The sequence below is a fragment of the Clavibacter phaseoli genome (assembly GCF_021922925.1).
In the GTDB taxonomy this organism is placed as follows: domain Bacteria; phylum Actinomycetota; class Actinomycetes; order Actinomycetales; family Microbacteriaceae; genus Clavibacter; species Clavibacter phaseoli.
The window spans coordinates 1,834,376-1,850,973 of sequence record NZ_CP040786.1 but is presented as its reverse complement, the minus strand read 5'-3'; the positions used below and the strand labels follow the sequence as shown (position 1 = coordinate 1,850,973).

The 16,598-nt window shown below is 76.6% G+C and carries 15 protein-coding genes and 1 pseudogene; 8 read left to right on the top strand and 8 right to left on the bottom strand.

Annotation, left to right across the window (positions count from 1 at the left end):
- The first annotated feature begins 75 nt into the window (after window positions 1-75).
- Window positions 76-1,215: a LacI family DNA-binding transcriptional regulator gene (locus FGI33_RS08620; RefSeq protein ID WP_119434564.1), complete on the top strand. Its 1,140-nt coding sequence runs from the start codon at window positions 76-78 to the stop codon at window positions 1,213-1,215.
- 47 nt (window positions 1,216-1,262) lie between these two features.
- On the top strand, window positions 1,263-1,553 hold the full coding sequence (locus tag FGI33_RS08615; RefSeq protein ID WP_119434565.1) for a hypothetical protein: 291 nt from the start codon (window positions 1,263-1,265) through the stop codon (window positions 1,551-1,553).
- Here the strand turns inward: FGI33_RS08615 and FGI33_RS08610 are convergent.
- From FGI33_RS08610 to FGI33_RS08600, 3 genes are all read right to left on the bottom strand, one after another.
- Window positions 1,550-1,747 carry a hypothetical protein gene (locus FGI33_RS08610; protein WP_119434566.1) on the bottom strand — a complete coding sequence of 66 codons (198 nt, stop codon included), beginning with the start codon at window positions 1,745-1,747 and terminating at the stop codon, window positions 1,550-1,552. The two genes, FGI33_RS08615 and FGI33_RS08610, sit on opposite strands and share 4 nt — an antisense overlap.
- 11 nt (window positions 1,748-1,758) lie before the next feature.
- Window positions 1,759-2,313, bottom strand: coding sequence for an MOSC domain-containing protein (locus tag FGI33_RS08605; RefSeq protein WP_119434567.1), 555 nt, complete (start codon window positions 2,311-2,313; stop codon window positions 1,759-1,761).
- 238 nt (window positions 2,314-2,551) lie between these two features.
- On the bottom strand, window positions 2,552-3,967 hold the full coding sequence (locus FGI33_RS08600; protein WP_119456047.1) for an MFS transporter: 1,416 nt from the start codon (window positions 3,965-3,967) through the stop codon (window positions 2,552-2,554).
- Between the two features lie 248 nt (window positions 3,968-4,215).
- On the opposite strand from FGI33_RS08600, the gene FGI33_RS08595 reads away from it, so the two are divergent.
- From FGI33_RS08595 to FGI33_RS08570, 6 genes and pseudogenes are all read left to right on the top strand, one after another.
- Complete coding sequence (locus FGI33_RS08595; protein WP_237581659.1) at window positions 4,216-4,569, top strand: hypothetical protein; 354 nt, start codon at window positions 4,216-4,218, stop codon at window positions 4,567-4,569.
- Between the two features lie 61 nt (window positions 4,570-4,630).
- Window positions 4,631-5,230 carry a DUF4956 domain-containing protein gene (locus FGI33_RS08590; protein ID WP_119402746.1) on the top strand — a complete coding sequence of 200 codons (600 nt, stop codon included), beginning with the start codon at window positions 4,631-4,633 and terminating at the stop codon, window positions 5,228-5,230.
- Window positions 5,227-6,012: a polyphosphate polymerase domain-containing protein gene (locus FGI33_RS08585; protein ID WP_119435300.1), complete on the top strand. Its 786-nt coding sequence runs from the start codon at window positions 5,227-5,229 to the stop codon at window positions 6,010-6,012. The genes FGI33_RS08590 and FGI33_RS08585 overlap by 4 nt, the downstream gene beginning before the upstream one ends.
- Before the next feature lie 92 nt (window positions 6,013-6,104).
- The gene (locus FGI33_RS08580; protein WP_237581658.1) at window positions 6,105-8,039 is read left to right on the top strand and encodes a carbohydrate-binding domain-containing protein; all 1,935 of its coding nucleotides are present in this window, start codon (window positions 6,105-6,107) and stop codon (window positions 8,037-8,039) included.
- Window positions 8,039-9,049, top strand: a complete 1,011-nt coding sequence (locus FGI33_RS08575) for a phosphodiester glycosidase family protein (protein WP_237581656.1) — start codon at window positions 8,039-8,041, stop codon at window positions 9,047-9,049. The genes FGI33_RS08580 and FGI33_RS08575 overlap by 1 nt, the downstream gene beginning before the upstream one ends.
- A pseudogene (locus tag FGI33_RS08570) lies at window positions 9,046-9,426 on the top strand (glycosyltransferase); the annotation flags it as partial. The gene FGI33_RS08575 and the pseudogene FGI33_RS08570, both read left to right, overlap by 4 nt.
- Before the next feature lie 569 nt (window positions 9,427-9,995).
- On the opposite strand, the gene FGI33_RS08565 reads toward FGI33_RS08570, so the two are convergent.
- From FGI33_RS08565 to FGI33_RS08545, 5 genes are read right to left on the bottom strand one after another with little or no spacing between them, the layout of a single operon-like run.
- Window positions 9,996-11,891, bottom strand: coding sequence for an ABC transporter permease subunit (locus FGI33_RS08565; RefSeq protein WP_237581654.1), 1,896 nt, complete (start codon window positions 11,889-11,891; stop codon window positions 9,996-9,998).
- Window positions 11,891-13,435 carry an ABC transporter substrate-binding protein gene (locus tag FGI33_RS08560; protein WP_119435596.1) on the bottom strand — a complete coding sequence of 515 codons (1,545 nt, stop codon included), beginning with the start codon at window positions 13,433-13,435 and terminating at the stop codon, window positions 11,891-11,893. Before FGI33_RS08560 ends, FGI33_RS08565 begins: the two co-directional genes overlap by 1 nt.
- Window positions 13,425-14,855 (bottom strand): MFS transporter, encoded by a 1,431-nt coding sequence (locus FGI33_RS08555; protein WP_237581652.1) that lies wholly within the window; start codon window positions 14,853-14,855, stop codon window positions 13,425-13,427. The genes FGI33_RS08560 and FGI33_RS08555 overlap by 11 nt, the downstream gene beginning before the upstream one ends.
- Window positions 14,852-15,709, bottom strand: coding sequence for an ABC transporter ATP-binding protein (locus FGI33_RS08550; RefSeq protein ID WP_237581650.1), 858 nt, complete (start codon window positions 15,707-15,709; stop codon window positions 14,852-14,854). The genes FGI33_RS08555 and FGI33_RS08550 overlap by 4 nt, the downstream gene beginning before the upstream one ends.
- A complete protein-coding gene (locus FGI33_RS08545) occupies window positions 15,706-16,572 on the bottom strand; it encodes an ATP-binding cassette domain-containing protein (RefSeq protein ID WP_237581648.1) in 867 nt (288 codons plus the stop codon). Before FGI33_RS08545 ends, FGI33_RS08550 begins: the two co-directional genes overlap by 4 nt.
- Window positions 16,573-16,598 lie beyond the last annotated feature (26 nt).

Here is a 16,598-nt window from a genome sequence, read left to right as displayed (position 1 = left end):
GCCCGCCCCGCGCGGCGCCGGGTCGCGGTCGCGCGCGCCCGCCTCGCCTACGCTTCCAGGAGAGAGGACGGTCGCATGAGCCCCCGGCGCCCCACGGTCTACGACGTCGCCGAACGCGCGAAGGTCTCCATCGCGACGGTGTCGTTCGCGTTCAGCCGCCCCGACCAGATCAGCGCCGCCACGCGCGAGCGCGTGCTCGAGACCGCGCGCGAGCTCGGCTACATGCCGAGCGCGTCCGCCCGGGGCCTCGCCCGTGGTCGCACGGGCGCGCTCGGGCTGCACTCGTTCGACCTCCTCATCGACCGGCCGCTGCAGCGCGAGCCCGCCGAGCCGGTGGCGGACGACGCCGCGGCACCGGCGCGCGAGCCGTACGCGCCCGGCCGCACCTTCATCCCGTGGGACGACGCGGGCGAGATCGCGGCGGACCCGCGCGCGTTCCCGCTCTACGTCGACGAGGTGCGCCGCGGCTTCGAGCTCGAGTGCCGCGCGCACGACCGGCCGGTGATGCTCAGCCGCGGCAGCGACACGACCACGGCGGTCGCCGAGTCGGCCGGCCGCGTCGACGGGCTCGCGATCTTCCCGGGGCCGTCCGCCGCGGCGTCGCTCAAGCGCGTCTCGCTCGCCATGCCGATCGTGCTGTTCAGCTACCCGCCCGCCGACGACGGGCACCACCGCGTCACTTCCGACAACGCCGGGGGAGCACGGGAGCTCGTGCGGCACCTCGTGGTCGAGCACGGGATCACCGACCTCGGATTCGTGGGCGCGACGAGCGTCGGCGACTACCGGGAGCGCTTCGAGGGCTACCGCGCGGCGCTCACGGAGCTCGGGGTGCCGGCGTCCGACGAGGTGCTCGACGACACGGTGCTCGGCGAGGGATCCGGCTTCGGCGGCGTCATCGCGGCCCTCCGCGCCGGGAGGCTGCCGCGCGCGCTCGTGTGCGCGAGCGACCAGCTGGCGCTCGCCCTCGTCGACCTGCTGCGGGCGGAGGGCGTGGACGTGCCGGGCGACGTCGTGGTCACGGGCTTCGACGGGATCCTCGCGGGCCTCCTCGCGACGCCGCGGCTCACCACCGTGCGGCAGCCGATGGAGGCGATGGGGCGCGCGGCGGCCCGCATCCTCATCGACACGACGACGGGCTCGCAGCCGGCGGATCCCGTCACGCTGCGGCTCGGCACGAAGCTCGTGGTGCGCGAGAGCTGCGGCTGCGGCGGCTGAGGCCGGTCCGCCTCCGCGACCCCGCGGTGCCGTGGCAGGCTGGGCGCATGGCCCCGTCACCCCGCACGACGTTCCGGGAGCAGGCGGAGGGAGCGCTGGCGGGATTCGCCGGCATCGTCACGTACCTGCTGTTCCAGGTCGCGCGACGGACCGAGGTGCGGACGGAGGGCGACCGCGTGCTGGTCGTCGTGTGCACGATCGGCGCGGTCGCCATGGGCGCTGTCCTCGTCGTCCTCCTCGTGCGGGGAGCGGTCGTCCGGCATCGCGGGCGGGTCGCGGCCGCCGGGCGCGCACCGGAGACGCGTGACGAGGATACCGGCGAGCGGCCCGGCTCCTAGCGGCGCAGCCCCCGGCGGCGCGCGACCTCCACGCTGAGCGCCACCAGCAGGATCGCGGCGCCCGCCGCGGCGGCCCACCAGGCGATCTCGGTGCCGACCGGCTCCTCTCCCACGATGCCGCCCATCACGGCGCCCAGCGCGACCGCGAGGACGAGCGCGCCGGACCCGGCCAGGGTCGCCGCGAGGATCCGCATGTTCTTGCCCGTCAGACCGGCTGCAGCGCCCGCTGCTCGCCCGCGGGCAGCTCCACGCGCACGGCGTCGTCGGGGCGGACCTCGCCGCCGGCGATCACGACGCCCATGACGCCGGACTTCCGCACGACGTTCCCGTCGGCGTCACGGTCGAGCACCGCCTTCATGGCGCCCGTGCCGAGCTTGTCGATCTGGATGCAGGGGTTGCGCAGGCCCGTCAGCTCGACGACGGCCTCGTCGCCGAGGTGGAGACGCGTGCCCTCGGGCAGGTCGAGGAGCGGGACGCCCGCCGTCGTGACGTTCTCGCCGAGGTCGCCGGGCCCGACGGCGAAGCCCTTCTCCGCCAGCTCCTCGTGCAGCTCGGCGTGCACGAGGTGCACCTGGCGGAGGTTCGGGGCGTCGGGATCCCGGCGCTTGCGCGAGAGGTGCTGCACGGTGGTGCCGAGGTGCGCGTCGCCCTCGACGCCGAGGCCGGCGAGGAGCGTGATCGACGGGCGGACCGGCTTGGAGAACGCGTGGGCGTCGTCGCGCGCGACCGCGAGGACCCGGGGGGAGTCGGAGGGCTGCATGCCAGCGACGATAGCGGCGGCGGGTGCGCCGGTCGAGGGCCGGGCGACGACGGGGGCGCGGCGCGTGTAGCGGCGGATGCGGGTCGGTAGCGTCGCGTCATCGACGGCGAGGGAGGGGGCGGGCGATGCGCGACACGGCGATGAGCGGATCCCCGTCGACGACCGGCCTCTCCGGACGCGACGGACGCCCGTCGCGCGGGGCGACGGGCGTCCGGGTCGAGCGGGCGGCGACGGAGCGCTAGCTGACGTTCCCCGCGTAGTCGGCGTCGCGGGTCTCGCGGCTGATGATCAGCGCGACGAGCGTGATGGCCGCCATCGCGCTGAGGTACACGCCGACGAGCAGCACGTTCCCGTCGAGCAGCTGCCAGAGGGCGACCGCGATGAAGGGCGCGACCGCGGCGCCGAGGATGCTCGCGACGTTGTAGCTGATCGCCGATCCCGTGTAGCGCACGTTCGTCGGGAACAGCTCCGGCAGCACCGCGCCCATGGGACCGAAGGTGAGGCCCATGAGCGTGAAGCCGATGATGAGGAGCGCCATGGTGCCGACGAAGCCGCCCGAGAACAGGGGCACGAAGAGCAGGCCGAAGACGAGGATCCCGACGGTGGTCGCGATGAGCATCTTGCGGCGGCCGTACTTCTCCGCGAGCGGGCCCGAGACCAGCGTGAAGATCCCGAAGAACACGACGCCGACGATCAGCATGAGCAGGAAGTCGTTGCGCGCGTAGCCGAGGCCCGCCGCGAACGTGTCCGGGTTGAACGGCTTGCCGGCGGCGGTCGCGGCGGCCTCGGCGGTGGCGGCGTCGCGCGCGGTGGTGCCGTAGGTGAGCGTGAACGTCGTCATCAGGTAGAAGAGCGTGTAGGTCGCCAGCATGATGAAGGTGCCGAGGATCAGCGGGCGCCAGCTCGTGACGAACACGCGCGCGACGGGCAGCTTGGCGACCTCGCCGGAGTCGACGACCTTCTGGAACGCGGGCGTCTCGATGAGCTTGAGGCGGACGTAGAGGCCCACGATCACGAGCACGGCGCTCGCGAGGAACGGCACGCGCCAGCCCCACGCCTGGAACTGCTCGGGGGTGAGGCCGAGGCTCAGAGCGAGGAACACGCCGTTGGCGACGATGAAGCCGATGGGCGCGCCGAGCTGCGGGAACGTGCCGTAGATGGCGCGCTTGCCGGCGGGCGCGTTCTCGGTGGCGAGGAGGGCGGCGCCGCTCCACTCGCCGCCGAGGCCGAGGCCCTGGCCGAAGCGCATGATCACGAGGAGCGCGGGGGCCGCGACCTCCCAGCCGGGCGTGAGCGCGGTGGGCAGGCAGCCGATCAGCACGGTCGCGATGCCCATGGTGAGCAGCGACGCGACGAGCGTGCCCTTGCGGCCGATGCGGTCGCCGAAGTGGCCGAAGAGGATGGATCCGATGGGCCGGGCGATGAACGCGACGCCGAACACCGCGAACGACGCGAGCTGCGCGACGGTCGGGTCGTCGTTCGCGAAGAAGAGCGCGGGGAAGACGAGCACCGCCGCGGTCGCGTAGACGTAGAAGTCGTAGAACTCGATCGACGTGCCGATGAGGCTCGCGATGATGACGCGCGAGCGCGAGTTCCCGGCGGGCGGGGTGGCGGTGGACGGATCGGCGGCGCTGGCGGCGCGGGTGCTGGACATGCGTGGAGACGGCTTTCGGCTGGTGCGGCGTGAGCGGCAGGGGCGCGCGGAGGGGGCGGGCGCGCCGGTCGGGCGCGGGCGCCGGATGCGGCGGAGTCGAGGGGGCCACTCGTGATGGCCCCATGAGCCTACGCCTCGCGGGGAGTCGCCTGGGAATCCGGGGGCGGGGGTTGCGGTCGCCGCGCGGCGCCGTCGGTAGGTTCGGAGCAGGCGGGACCCGCGACGCCGCCCGACGCACGAGGAGCCCCATGGAGCACGAGACCGGCCGACAGGTCCTCCCCGGCCTCGCGAAGCTGTTCGGCGTCGGCGCGTTCGCCGCCGTCGCGACCGGGTACTGGTACCTCGCGATCCCGTGCGTCGCCGTCGTCGTGCTCTGCGTGATGCAGCTGCGCCGGTGGACGCACCAGGAGCTCGAGGAGCGCGCCCGTCTCGCCGAGGATCCGACCGAGGAGGACCGGGCGGCCGCCCTCGCGTGGGACGAGGACGGGGGCGTCGCCCGGGATCCGCGCCCGGACGTCGCGCGCGAGGACGGGTCGGCCGAGGGCGGTTCGCGGGACGACACGACCGGCGGCATGCATACGCGGCCCATCGACGGGTCATAGGAGGGGCATAGCGGCACGGGGTGTCCTGGGGCTCCACCCCGAGAGAACCCTGGAGCCCGCCGTGGACCACATCCTCCCCATCGCCGTCGACCTCGTCGCCGTCGGCATCCTCACCTTCGCCGTCTACTTCCCCCGCCATCACCGGCGCGACCTCGTCGTCGCCTTCCTCGGCGTCAACGTCGGCGTGCTCGCCGTCTCGCTCGTGCTCGGATCCACCACCATCGGCGCGGGCCTCGGGCTCGGCCTGTTCGGCGTGCTGTCGATCATCCGGCTGCGGTCCGACGAGATCGCCCAGCACGAGGTCGCCTACTACTTCTCCGCGCTCGCCCTCGGCCTGATCTCGGGCCTGTCCGGCACGCTGACCTGGCTGAACGCGGCGCTGATGGCGCTCATCCTCCTCGTGCTCGTCGTGGGCGACCACCCGCGCCTGTTCGGCCGGTACCGCCAGCAGACGATGAGCATCGACACGGCGATCACCGACCACGACGCGCTCGTGGAGCACCTCGGCCTCGTCCTCGGCGCCGAGATCCGCGGCGCGACCGTGAAGCACATCGACCTCGTGAACGACACGACGCTCGTGGACGTGCGCTACCGGGTCCGCCCGGCCGGCAGCGCCGCGCGGATGCGCGAGACCATGCCGCAGGGCAAGGTCACGGCGTGAGCGCCGTGCGCGACATCGCCGCGCTCGACGCGCTCGCGCCCATCACCCTCGAGGAGCTCGTCGCCCGGGCGGCCCTGCTCACGCGGGTGGACCGGAAGTACGTGGTGCCGCTGGCCCAGCTCGACGACGCGCTCGCCGGGCTCGAGCAGGGGACGCGGGCCCTCGAGATCGACGGGCGGCGCGCCGCCGCCTACCGCAGCGTCTACTTCGACACCCCCGAGCTCACGTCGTTCCACCTCGCGGTGCGCGGCCGGCGCCGCCGCTTCAAGGTGCGGACGCGGAGCTACCTCGACACCGGGGAGTGCGCCCTGGAGGTCAAGACCCGCGGCGGCCGCAGCAGCACCGTGAAGGACCGGGTCGCGTACGTCGCGGGCGACGAGCGGGCGCTCACGCCGGCCGGCCTCGCCCACGTGGACGAGACGCTGCACGACGCGGGGATCCACGGCGTTGCCCCGCGGCGGCTGCGGCCGACGCTGGTGACCGAGTACGACCGGGCCACGCTCTTCGTCCCCGGCGACGAGAGCCGCGCCACCGTCGACACCGCGCTCACCTGGATCCTCGACGACCGTCGCCTCGAGCTGCCCGGCGTCGCGATCGTCGAGACGAAGTCCGGATCCCGGCCCTCCGCCGTCGACCGACTGCTGTGGAGCCGCGGCCACCGCCCGGCGACCATCTCGAAGTACGGCACCGGGCTCGCGGCCCTCCGCGACGACCTCCCCGGCAACAGGTGGAACCGGGTCATCCGGCGCCACTTCCTGGACGGGGCCCTCTCCGCGGCGTGACCGCCCGGCCGCCCGCCACCCCGCATCCCGCCGCCCCGACGCGGCACCCCTCCCTCCCCGCGCGACCCCGCGCACCACAGAAGGACACGACCATGACGAAGAAGCGCCCCATCCGGAACCCCACCATCATCGCCGTCTCGCTGCTGCTGAGCGTCGGCCTCCTCGCCGGCTGCAGCCTCGCGACCACCGGCGCCGCGACCGACTCCACGACCGCCGCGACCGCCGCGGCCGTCGACGTCGACGCGACGCAGAGCGCCGCCGACGTGCTCGCGGCCGACGACGAGGCGACCGACTCGAGCGCCGACGTCGACGCGGCCTCCGCGGTGGGGATCGCCCTCGACGGCGACACCGCCACCGCGTCCGGCGACGGGGTCACCGTCGACGGCGGCACCGTCACCATCACGGCGGCGGGCACCTACCGGATCTCCGGCACGCTCGACGACGGGCAGGTGGTGGTCGACACGACCGATGCCGGCACTGTCGCGCTGATCCTCGACGGCGCCTCCATCTCGTCCAGCACGGGCGCGGCCGTCGACATCCGCCAGGCCGACGCGGCCGTGGTGTCGCTCGCGGACGGCAGCGCGAACAGCCTCAGCGACGCCGCCTCCTACGACGACGCGGCGGACGCGAACGCGGCGCTGTACAGCGCGGTCGACCTGACCATCACCGGATCCGGCGCCCTCGACGTCACCGGCAACGGGAACGACGGCATCGCGTCCCAGGACGGGCTCGTGATCGACTCGGGCACCATCACGGTGGACGCGGCCGACGACGGGATCCGCGGCAAGGACGCGCTCGTGATCCAGGGCGGCGCCGTCACGGTGACGGCCGGCGGCGACGGCCTGAAGTCGGACGACGACGAGGACGCGACCCGCGGGTACGTCGCGATCGCGGACGGAGCCGTCACCGTGACCGCGGGCGACGACGGCCTCGCCGCGACCACCGACGTGGTCATCACCGGCGGCACGCTCGACGTCACGGCGGGCGGCGGATCCGCGAACGCGGCCCAGGCGACGGACGACGCGACCGCGCAGGGCATCACCGCCGGCGTGATCGCCGTGATCGAGGGCGGGACGACCACCATCGACGCGCAGCACGACGCGATCAACGCCGACGGCGGCGTGCACGTGGCCGCCGGGTCGGTGTCCATCGCCGCGGGCGACGACGCCGTGCACGCCGACACCGCCCTCGTGATCGACGGCGGCACCCTCGCCGTCTCGACCGCGGAGGAGGGGCTCGAGAGCGCGGCCATCACGGTCGCGGGCGGCGAGACCTCGCTCGTGACGGCCGACGACGGGGTGAACGCGACCGCGGGATCCACGACGGAGACGACCGCGACCGCCACGGGCACCGGCACGACCTCCACGGACGACGCCGCAGCCGCGCCCGCGGAGGGGACGGCGCCCGCCGACGGCACCGCCCCGACCGGCGAGCGCCCCGCGGGCGGCATGCCCGCGGGCGGCGGCGACATGGGCGGCGGCGGCGGGATGGGCGGCGACGACGGATCGACCTTCACCATGACCGGCGGCACGCTCACGATCGACGCGGACGGCGACGGCCTCGACTCCAACGGCTCGGCGAGCATCTCGGGCGGCACGGTCGTGGTCAGCGGGCCCGAGGGGAACGGGAACGGCGCCCTGGACGTCAACGGCACGCTGGACGTGTCCGGCGGCACCCTGCTCGCCGCGGGCAGCACCGGCATGGTCGTCTCGCCCGCCACCACGAGCGCGCAGGGGTGGATCTCCGCCACGCTCGACCGGACCTACGACGCCGGCACGATCGTCCAGGTCCTCGACGCGGACGGCGCCCTGGTCGCGTCCTTCGAGGCGAGCAAGTCGTTCGGCAACGTCGTCCTCTCGTCCGACGCGATCACGACGGGGGAGGCCTACACGGTCTCCGTCGGCGGCACGGTCGCGGGCGCGAGCGTCGGCGGCCTCGCCGCCTCGGGCGACGCGACGGGCGCGGTCGCGTCGGTCACGGTCACCGCGGGCGAGGCGGCGGCCGGCGGCGGCATGGGCGGCCGGTGATGGGCGCTCCGACGCCCGACGCGGGTCGGACCGCGCCGCCCGCGCAGCCCGCGGCGCCTGCGCCGCCCGCGCCACCCGCGCCACCCGCGCAGCCGGGCCGCCGGGCGCGGCCCTCGCGCCGCTCCGTCCTCCTCGGCGGCGCCGCGGCCCTCGGGCTCGCGGCCGCCGGCACCGGCTGGGCCCTCGACCGGTTCGTGGTCGAGCACGTGGAGATCGACGACGTGGACGCCTTCGAGGCCGCCACGGCCTCCACGTCCGACACGGCGGCGGCCGCGGGCACAGCGACCATCGCGGCGGAGACGCGCACGCAGGGATCCGGCGACGACCTGGTCACGTACTACGTGGCCGACCTCCTGCTCTCCGACGCCACCGCCCTCCGCTCCGCGTTCGCCGACGACGCGTTCGGCGAGAACATCGTCGACACCACGTCGAGCATCGCCGCGGCGAACGACGCGGCGTTCGCGATCAACGGCGACTACTACGGCTTCCGCTCCACGGGCATCGTGATCCGGAACGGCGTGGCGTTCCGCGACGAGGGCGCCCGCGAGGGCCTCGCGCTCTACCGCGACGGGCACGCCGAGGTCTACGACGAGACCGCCACGACGGCCGACGCGCTGGTCGCCGCCGGCGTGTGGCACACGCTGTCCTTCGGGCCGGCCGTGGTGCGCGACGGCGCCGTCGTCGACGGCATCGACCAGGTCGAGGTCGACACGAACTTCGGCAACCACTCCATCCAGGGGCTGCAGCCGCGCACGTGCGTGGGCGTGGGCGGCTCCGGGCACCTCGTGATGGTGGTGGTCGACGGGCGCAGCACCGGCTACAGCGCGGGCGTGACCCTGCCGGGCCTCGCGGCGATCATGCTCGACCTCGGCTGCACGACCGCGTACAACATCGACGGCGGCGGATCCTCGACGATGTACCACGACGGCGCCCTCGTGAACCGGCCGCTCGGGAAGGGCACCGAGCGCGGCACGTCCGACATCCTCTACGTGCCCGTGAGCGCGACGTGATCGTGCTGGTCCCGGCCTACGAGCCGGACGCGCGCTTGCCCGCGCTGCTGCGCGAGATCCGGGCCGCCCGCCCGGGGGTCGGGCTGGTCGTCGTCGACGACGGGAGCGGGCCCGCGTCCGCCGACGCGTTCGCGGAGGCGCGGGCGCTCGGGGCGACCGTGCTCGTGCACCCGCGGAACCTCGGCAAGGGCTGCGCGCTCCGCACCGGCCTCGCGTGGATCCTGGACGCGCACCCCGGCGAGGACGTGGTGTGCGCCGACAGCGACGGCCAGCACGCCCCCGACGACGTGCTGCGGGTGGGCGACCGGGTGCGGGCGTCCGGCGCGATGGTGCTCGGCGGGCGGCGGTTCGAGGGCGACGTGCCCGTGCGCAGCCGCCTCGGCAACGCGGTCGCGCGCGGGCTCCTCCGGCGGGCGTCGGGCGGGCGGGTGCACGACACGCAGACGGGTCTGCGCGGCTACCCGGCGGGATCCCTCGCCTGGCTCCTCGAGGTGCCCGGCGACCGGTTCGAGTACGAGCTGCGGGTGCTGCTGCGGGCGCACGGCGACGGGCGCGCGGTGGAGGAGATCCCGATCCGCACGGTCTACCTCGATGGCAACGCGTCGTCCCACTTCCGGCCCGTCGCGGACTCGTGGCGGGTGCTCGCGCCGCTCGTCCTGCACGCCGTCGTGGCGCTCGGCTCGTTCCTGGTGGACGTCGCGGTGCTCGCCCTCGTCGTCGCCGCCACGGGCGACCTCGTCCTCGGGGTGGTCGCCGCGCGCGTGCTCAGCGGGGCGCTCAACTTCTCCGCCAACAGGCACCTCGCGCACCGGGCGCGCGGATCCGCGGGGCCGGGTGCGCGCGCGCGCCGACGCGCCGGGCGGTCGGCTCCCGGGCGGGTCGCCCGAGCGGGCGCCCGACCCGCTCGGTCCGTGCGGCGCCGCGCGCTCGCCGCGGACGCCGCGCGCTACGCGTCGCTCGCGGCCGTGATCGCGCTGGGCGACGTGCTGCTGCTCGAGGCGCTCACGGCGGCGGGCATCCCGCTGCTGCTGGCGCGCGCAGGATCCGGCCTCGCGCTCTTCCTCGTGGGGTTCGCGGCGCAGCGGGCGCTCGTGTTCCGGCGACCCGGCCCCGAGGGGCCCCGCCACGACACGTCCAGCCCCGACAGCGACACCGCGAGCACCGCGGCCAGCACGAGCGCGAGCGCGGGGGCGCCGACCGTCCACGGCGCGCGCTCCGCGTAGGCGCCGCCCTCGCTGAGGATCAGGCCCCACTCGGGCGTCGGCCGGGGGCTGCCGAGGCCGAGGAAGCCGAGGGCCGCGAGCGTCAGGGCGACCCCGGGGAGGCGCAGCGTCGCGTTCCGCACGACGGGGCCGACGACGGCGGGCAGGAGGTGCGCGAGGAGGATCCGCGCGCGCCCGACGCCCAGCACCGGCAGGATCCGCACGTGCGGCTGCGCGCGCGCCTCCTGCACCAGCGCCCCGGCGTGCGCGGCGAGCGGCGCCCAGCCGACGGCCGCCACCGCGATGGCCGCGCCCGCGGTCGACGGGCCCTGGATCGCGGCGACCACGATCCCGACGAGGATCGGCGGGGCGGCGTTCGCGACCTCGATCGGCCCGACCGCGGCGCGCGGCAGGAGCCCGACCGCGAGCCCGATGACGCAGCAGGCGACGACCACGAGGAGCGCCGTGCCGAGCGTCGTGACGGCGCCGTGGCCGACCCGGCCGAGGAGGTCCCGGCCGCTCGCGTCGGCGCCGAACGGGAGCGCCCACGACGGCGGGGCGAGGCGGCCCGCGGTGGTGGCGAGGGGATCCCGCGTGAGCCCGGCCACGACGATCAGCGCGAGGAGACCCGCGGCGACGGCGGGGACGACGGCGTCGCGGGGACGCGCGGGCACGCGCGCGTCGGGCACGGGCAGCGACCCGAGGCGGAGCGCCGGGCCGAGGAGCGCGCGGCGGGCGAGGTCCGCGAGGGCGCCCGCCGCGACGGCGACCGCGAGGAGCGCGAGCACGCCCGCCTGGAGCGCGGGCACGTCCTGGCTGCCGGCGGCGCCGAGCGTCGCGCGGCCGATGCCGGGGATCGCGAAGACCTGCTCGACCGCGACCGCGCCGCCCGTGAGGCCGACGAGCACGAGCCCGACCTGCCCGAGCACCGACGGGAGCGCGCGGCGCAGCACCGCGAGGGTCGTGCGCGCGGGCGCCAGGCCCGCCATCGCCCAGGTCGCGACCCAGCGCTCGGCCGACGCGGCGCGGATCGCGTCGGCGAGGAGGCGCCCGACGAGCCCGCCGGCGGGGATCCCGAGGGCGAGCGCCGGCAGCGCCGCGTTGCCCGGCCCGTCCCAGCCGGAGGGCGGCGCCCAGCGCAGCCACACCGCGACCACCACGAGCAGCGCCGTCGCCAGCACGAACTCGGGCAGCGCCGTGAGGGCGGCGGCCATGGCGCCGGATCCGCGGGCGCGACGCCCGCGCGTCGCGTCGCGGAGGGCGGGCGCGCACAGGAGCGTCGCGACCACCACGGCGACCGCGACGGCGAACGCCATCAGCGTGAGGGAGACGCCGAGCGCGTCGAGCGTGCCGTGGATGACCGGGCGGCCCGAGATCCACGACGTGCCGAGGTCGCCGCGGGCCGCGCCGGCGAGCCAGTCGAGCGAGACGGCGAACGGTCCGCGGTCGAGGCCGAGCTGGGCGCGCACCGACGCGAGCGCCTCCGGGGTGGCCTCGAGGTCCGCGTAGCGCGCGCGGAGGATCGTGTACTCGGGCGAGCGGCCCGACAGCCAGGGCAGCGCGCCGACGAGCGCCACGAGGCCGCCGACGGCGACGACGCGGGACGCCCCGACGACGAGCCCGTCGCGCGCGCGGCCCATCAGCGCGCGACGCGCGTGTCGACCGTGATGAGCGCCCGCTCGCGGGGATCGCGCACGGCGCCCGTCACCCCGGCGGCCTCGCCCTGGATCACGCGCTCGTGCAGGAGCGGCACCGCGGCGTCGTCGGCGAGCACGAGCGCCTCGACGCGCATGATCGCGGCGCGTCGCTCGGGTCCGGCCGGGAGCGCGGAGGCGTCGGCGAGGGCCCGGTCGACCGCGGGGTCGCACTCCTGGGAGATGTTGAAGGATCCCTCGCACGCGAAGTCGCTGTAGAGGTAGGCGGCGGGGTCGCCCGAGTCGAGCACGGTGGCGCGCGACAGGATGAAGGCGTCGAACGCCCCGGCCAGGGCGTCGGCCTCGATGTACTGGTACTCGCGCACGTCCTGGGTCACGTCGAAGCCGGCCGCCTCGAGCTGCTGCTCGAGCTGCACGGCGACCTCGGGCAGCTCGGCGCGGTCGGTGAAGGTGCCGAGCGTGATGGGCACGCCGTCGACGCGGGCGGGCGCCGCGCGGCCCGCGAGCGCGTCGCGGTAGGAGGCGTCGTCGCGGAGGTCGGCGGCCCAGGGCAGCGCCGGCCCGAGGAGCCCGGCGGCCGCGTCGGCCCTGCCCTCGTAGACGCCCGAGACGAGCGCGGCGCGGTCGACGGCGGCCTGCGCGGCGGCGCGCACGGCGGGATCCGCGAACGGCCCGGTCCGCGTGTTGAGGTAGAGCGTGTTAGTGCGCGGCATCGCGACCTCGTGCAAAAGCTGCGGATCCACCTGGGCGGCCTGGCCCACGGGGATCGCCTCGACCACGTCGGCCGTGCCCGTGCGGAGCGCGGCGGCGCGGGCCGTGCCGTCGGGCACGAAGCTGACGTCGATGCCGGCCGACGCGGCGCGCCCGCCCCAGTAGCCGTCGAAGCGGTCGAGCGTGGCGGAGGACGTGCCGTCGACCGCGGTCAGGCGGAACGGGCCCGTCCCCGTGCCGACGGGCGAGACGGTGCCGTCGGCGGAGTACGCGGAGGCCGCGAGGATCGCGAGCTGCGGGCTCGACATGCGCTGCGGCACGAGCGGATCCGGCGTCGCGGTGCGCACCAGCACGCGGTCGCCGTCCGCGGTCGCGGTGAGGTCGACGCCGTCGAGGATCCGCGGCTTCGGGCTCGCGGTCGCGGCGGCGGTGAGCGAGGCGGCGGCCTGCGCGGCCGTGAGGGTCGTGCCGTCGTGGAAGGCGACGTCGGGGCGGATGTCGAAGGCCCACGTCAGGTCGTCGAACCGGGTCCAGCCGGTGGCGAGCTGCGGCTGCGCGTCGCCGAGGTCGTCGAGGGTCACGAGGGTCTCGGCCGTGCTCCAGCGCGCGAGCTTGAAGGCGTCGTCGCTGAGCGGGGTGAGGCCGGAGCGCGGCGGCTGCAGCATCGCGAGGCGGATGCGGGCGTCGCCGTCCTGCCCGCCGGCGGAGGAGGTGGATCCCGGTCCCGCCGCGAAGCACCCGCTCAGGGCGAGCGTCGTCGCGGCGGCCAGGGCGATGAGGGCGGCGGAGCGGGCGGGGCGGGGGCGTCTAGCGGGCATGGGGTCCTGTCTCGGGGATGCGCGGGGCATCGTCGGCGATGCGCGGGGCATCGGGGGTGGTGGTCGGGGGAGCGGCGGCTGCGGATGCGGCGGCCGTCGTCGCCGCGGCGGCGGCGCTCGGGGGAGCGGGCAGCAGCCGGGGCAGGCGGACGGCGGCCGCGACGGGCAGGGCGGCGAGGATCGCCCAGGCGACGGCGGGCGCGTCGTCGAGCAGCGACCCGACCACGCCGCCGGCCACGAGCACGGCGATCCCGCCGCAGCTGGCGAGCAGCCCGTAGAAGGACGCGGTCGGGCGCCCGGCGGCGAAGGACGGGACGAGCGCCATGGTCACGGGCCCCGCGGTCATGTGGCCGAGCGTGAGGCAGCCGACGAGGACGCCCACGGGCACGAGCTCGGCGCCCGCGGGCGGCGGCACCACGGATCCCAGCGCGAGCGCCGCGAAGCCCGTCGCGGTGGTGCCGAAGCCGAGGGCGAGCGCGCGGCCGGGGCCGAGCCGCTGCGCGAGGAGCGCGACGGGCCACTGCAGCGCGATGGTGAGGAGCGAGACGGCGAGGAACGCGGATCCGACCGCCGCGGTCCCGGCGCCCGCCCGCGCCAGCTCGAGCGGCACGCCGAGGTAGAGCTGGTTGTAGGCCACGAGGTCGACGGCGAACAGCGCCGAGAAGGCGAGGAAGCGGCGGTCCCGGACGGCGGCCCAGCGGTCGGCCGGCGGAGCGGGCGCGGCGTCCGCGGCGGGCGGGGATCCCGCGGGCGACGCGACCACCCGGCCCGCGTCCGCCGGGATCACGCACCAGAGCGCCACGCCCACGGCCGCGAACAGCGCCGCGCCCACGAGCACCGTCGCGGAGAACCCCAGCCCGAGCAGGGCAGCGCCGGCGAGCGGACCGACGGCCGCGCCGACCTCGCCCACCAGCACGAGCGCCGCGAACAGCGACGGCCGCCCGGGGCGCCGCGTCGCCCGGGCCCGCGCGTCGGCGTCCGCCACGAGGCTCTGCAGCGCCGGGCTGACGAGCGCGCCGCCGAGGCCCGTGAGGATCGCGCCGACCAGGAAGCCGGGCAGGCCGGCGGCCAGCGCGAGCCCCAGGTAGCCGGACACCCGCACGGCGCAGCCCGCGGCGATGAGGGTGCGCGGGCCGAAGCGGTCGGCCAGCATCCCGCCGAGGAGGAAGAGGCCCTGCTGGCTGAAGGTTCGGGCGCCGAGCACCAGGCCGATCGCGAGGGCGCCCAGCCCGAGGTCGTCGCGCATCACGACGGCGAGGAACGGCACGACCGCGTAGAAGCCGAGGTTGAACACGAGCTGGCTGGAGAGGAGGACGGCGGCGTGGGGGGATCCGGCGCGGGCGACGCCGGGTGCGGCGACGGCCGCGTCGGGCGCGGCGGTGCCCGGGCCCGCGGGTCCGGCGGGGTGGGGCGCGGTCATGCGCTGAGCGCTCCCGGCAGCCGCGGCACGGCGTCGGCGAGCTCCCGCGTCGCGGGGTGCGCGGGATCGGCGAGCAGGCGCGCGGTCGGCCCCTCCTCCACGATCCGCCCGCCCGCGAGCACGACGCTCCGCCCGCAGAGCCGCGCGACGGCGTCGAGGTCGTGCGACACGAGCACGAGCCCCAGCCCGCGCTCGCGCACGAGGTCGTCGAGCAGCTCGATGATCCGGTCCCGCAGCGGCAGGTCCACCCCGCTCACGGGCTCGTCGGCGAGGAGGATGCCGGGGGAGGTCGCGATGGCCCGGGCGAGCGCGACGCGCTGGGCCTGCCCGCCGGACAGCTCGCGCGGCCGGCGGTCGGCGAGGGACGCCGCGAGGCCCACGTCGTCGAGGGCCCGGGCGACGATCGCGGCGTGGTCGCCCGGCACGTCGAGGCGGCGGAGCGGCTCGCGGATCAGCTGCCGCACGCTCATGCGCGGCTCGAGGCTCGCGTCCGGATCCTGCGGCACCATCTGCACGCGCCGCCGGTACCAGCGGAGCGCGGAGGCCCGGCCGGGCGCGACGGCGCGGTCGCCGAGCCGCACGTCGCCCGCCGTCGGCGCCTCGAGCGCGAGCAGCACGCGCAGGAGCGTGGACTTCCCGGATCCGGAGCGGCCCACGATCCCGACCGTCTCGCCGGGCGCGACGCGGAACGTCACGTCGTCGAGCGCGGGCGCGGCGCCGGGGGCGCCGGACGCGCGGGCGGCCCGGGCGGCACGACGCGCGGCGGGGTCGCGGCGCGGCGGGTGCCGGTGCGTGATCCCGGTCGCGACGAGGGCGTCCGCCGCGGTGCCCGCGGCCGGGAGCGCGGCGGTCACGGGGCCGCCACCGCGTCGAGCTGGGCGGCGGCCGACGCGACGGTCGGCGCCGCGACGGGATCCGCGGATCCGCCGCCCGCGCGCCGGGACGCCGCCGCCACGAGCGCCCGGCTGTACGCGTGCCGCGGTCGCCGCACGAGCTCGCGCATCGAGGCGGCCTCGACCACGCGGCCGGCCTCGAGCACGACGACCCGGTCGCACAGCGCCGCGGCCACCGCGAGGTCGTGCGTGATGAAGAGGAGCGCCTGCCCGGTCGCGTCGAGCCGGCGGCGGATCACGTCGACCACGCGCGCCTGCGTCACGACGTCGAGCGCGGTCGTCGGCTCGTCGGCCAGCAGCAGGTCGGCGCGGCAGAGGAGCGCGAGCGCGAGGCAGACGCGCTGACGCTGGCCGCCCGACAGCTCGGCGGCGAAGGCGGGGAGCGCGCCGTCCGGATCCTCGATGCCCACCTCGGCGAGCAGCTCCCGCACCTCGCGCCGCGCGTCACCGCGGGTGAGGAGCCCGCCGTCGGCGGCGGATCCCCGGGCCCGGCTGGCCCGAAGCGCCGCGACGAGCTGCGCGCCCACCGGGACGAGCGGGCTCAGCGCGGCGAGGGAGTCCTGCTGCACCGCGGCGACGCGACCGAGGCGCTGGCGCGGCGCGGCCGGGGCCATCGCTCGGCCGCCGAGCTCGACGACGCCGCGCACGGCGGATCCGGGCGGCAGCGTCCCGAGCACGGCCTGCGCCGTGAGCGACTTGCCGGATCCGGAGGCACCCACGAGCGCGACCCGCTCGCCCGCGCCGACGTGGAGGTCGACGCCGTGCACGAGCGGGGCGCGGTCGATGGCGATCGCGAGGGAGCGGACGTCGAGGGCGGGATGCACCTGGCCCCCGTCCGTCCGCGCCGGAT

What these genes read in the sequence shown, in the direction of transcription:
- FGI33_RS08620 (WP_119434564.1), top strand. Translation starts at nt 76, where the DNA reads ATGAGCCCCCGGCGCCCCACGGTCTACGACGTCGCCGAACGCGCGAAG.
- FGI33_RS08615 (WP_119434565.1), top strand. Translation starts at nt 1,263, where the DNA reads ATGGCCCCGTCACCCCGCACGACGTTCCGGGAGCAGGCGGAGGGAGCG.
- FGI33_RS08610 (WP_119434566.1), bottom strand. Translation starts at nt 1,747, where the DNA reads ATGCGGATCCTCGCGGCGACCCTGGCCGGGTCCGGCGCGCTCGTCCTC.
- FGI33_RS08605 (WP_119434567.1), bottom strand. Translation starts at nt 2,313, where the DNA reads ATGCAGCCCTCCGACTCCCCCCGGGTCCTCGCGGTCGCGCGCGACGAC.
- FGI33_RS08600 (WP_119456047.1), bottom strand. Translation starts at nt 3,967, where the DNA reads ATGTCCAGCACCCGCGCCGCCAGCGCCGCCGATCCGTCCACCGCCACC.
- FGI33_RS08595 (WP_237581659.1), top strand. Translation starts at nt 4,216, where the DNA reads ATGGAGCACGAGACCGGCCGACAGGTCCTCCCCGGCCTCGCGAAGCTG.
- FGI33_RS08580 (WP_237581658.1), top strand. Translation starts at nt 6,105, where the DNA reads ATGACGAAGAAGCGCCCCATCCGGAACCCCACCATCATCGCCGTCTCG.
- FGI33_RS08575 (WP_237581656.1), top strand. Translation starts at nt 8,039, where the DNA reads ATGGGCGCTCCGACGCCCGACGCGGGTCGGACCGCGCCGCCCGCGCAG.
- FGI33_RS08565 (WP_237581654.1), bottom strand. Translation starts at nt 11,891, where the DNA reads ATGGGCCGCGCGCGCGACGGGCTCGTCGTCGGGGCGTCCCGCGTCGTC.
- FGI33_RS08560 (WP_119435596.1), bottom strand. Translation starts at nt 13,435, where the DNA reads ATGCCCGCTAGACGCCCCCGCCCCGCCCGCTCCGCCGCCCTCATCGCC.
- FGI33_RS08555 (WP_237581652.1), bottom strand. Translation starts at nt 14,855, where the DNA reads ATGACCGCGCCCCACCCCGCCGGACCCGCGGGCCCGGGCACCGCCGCG.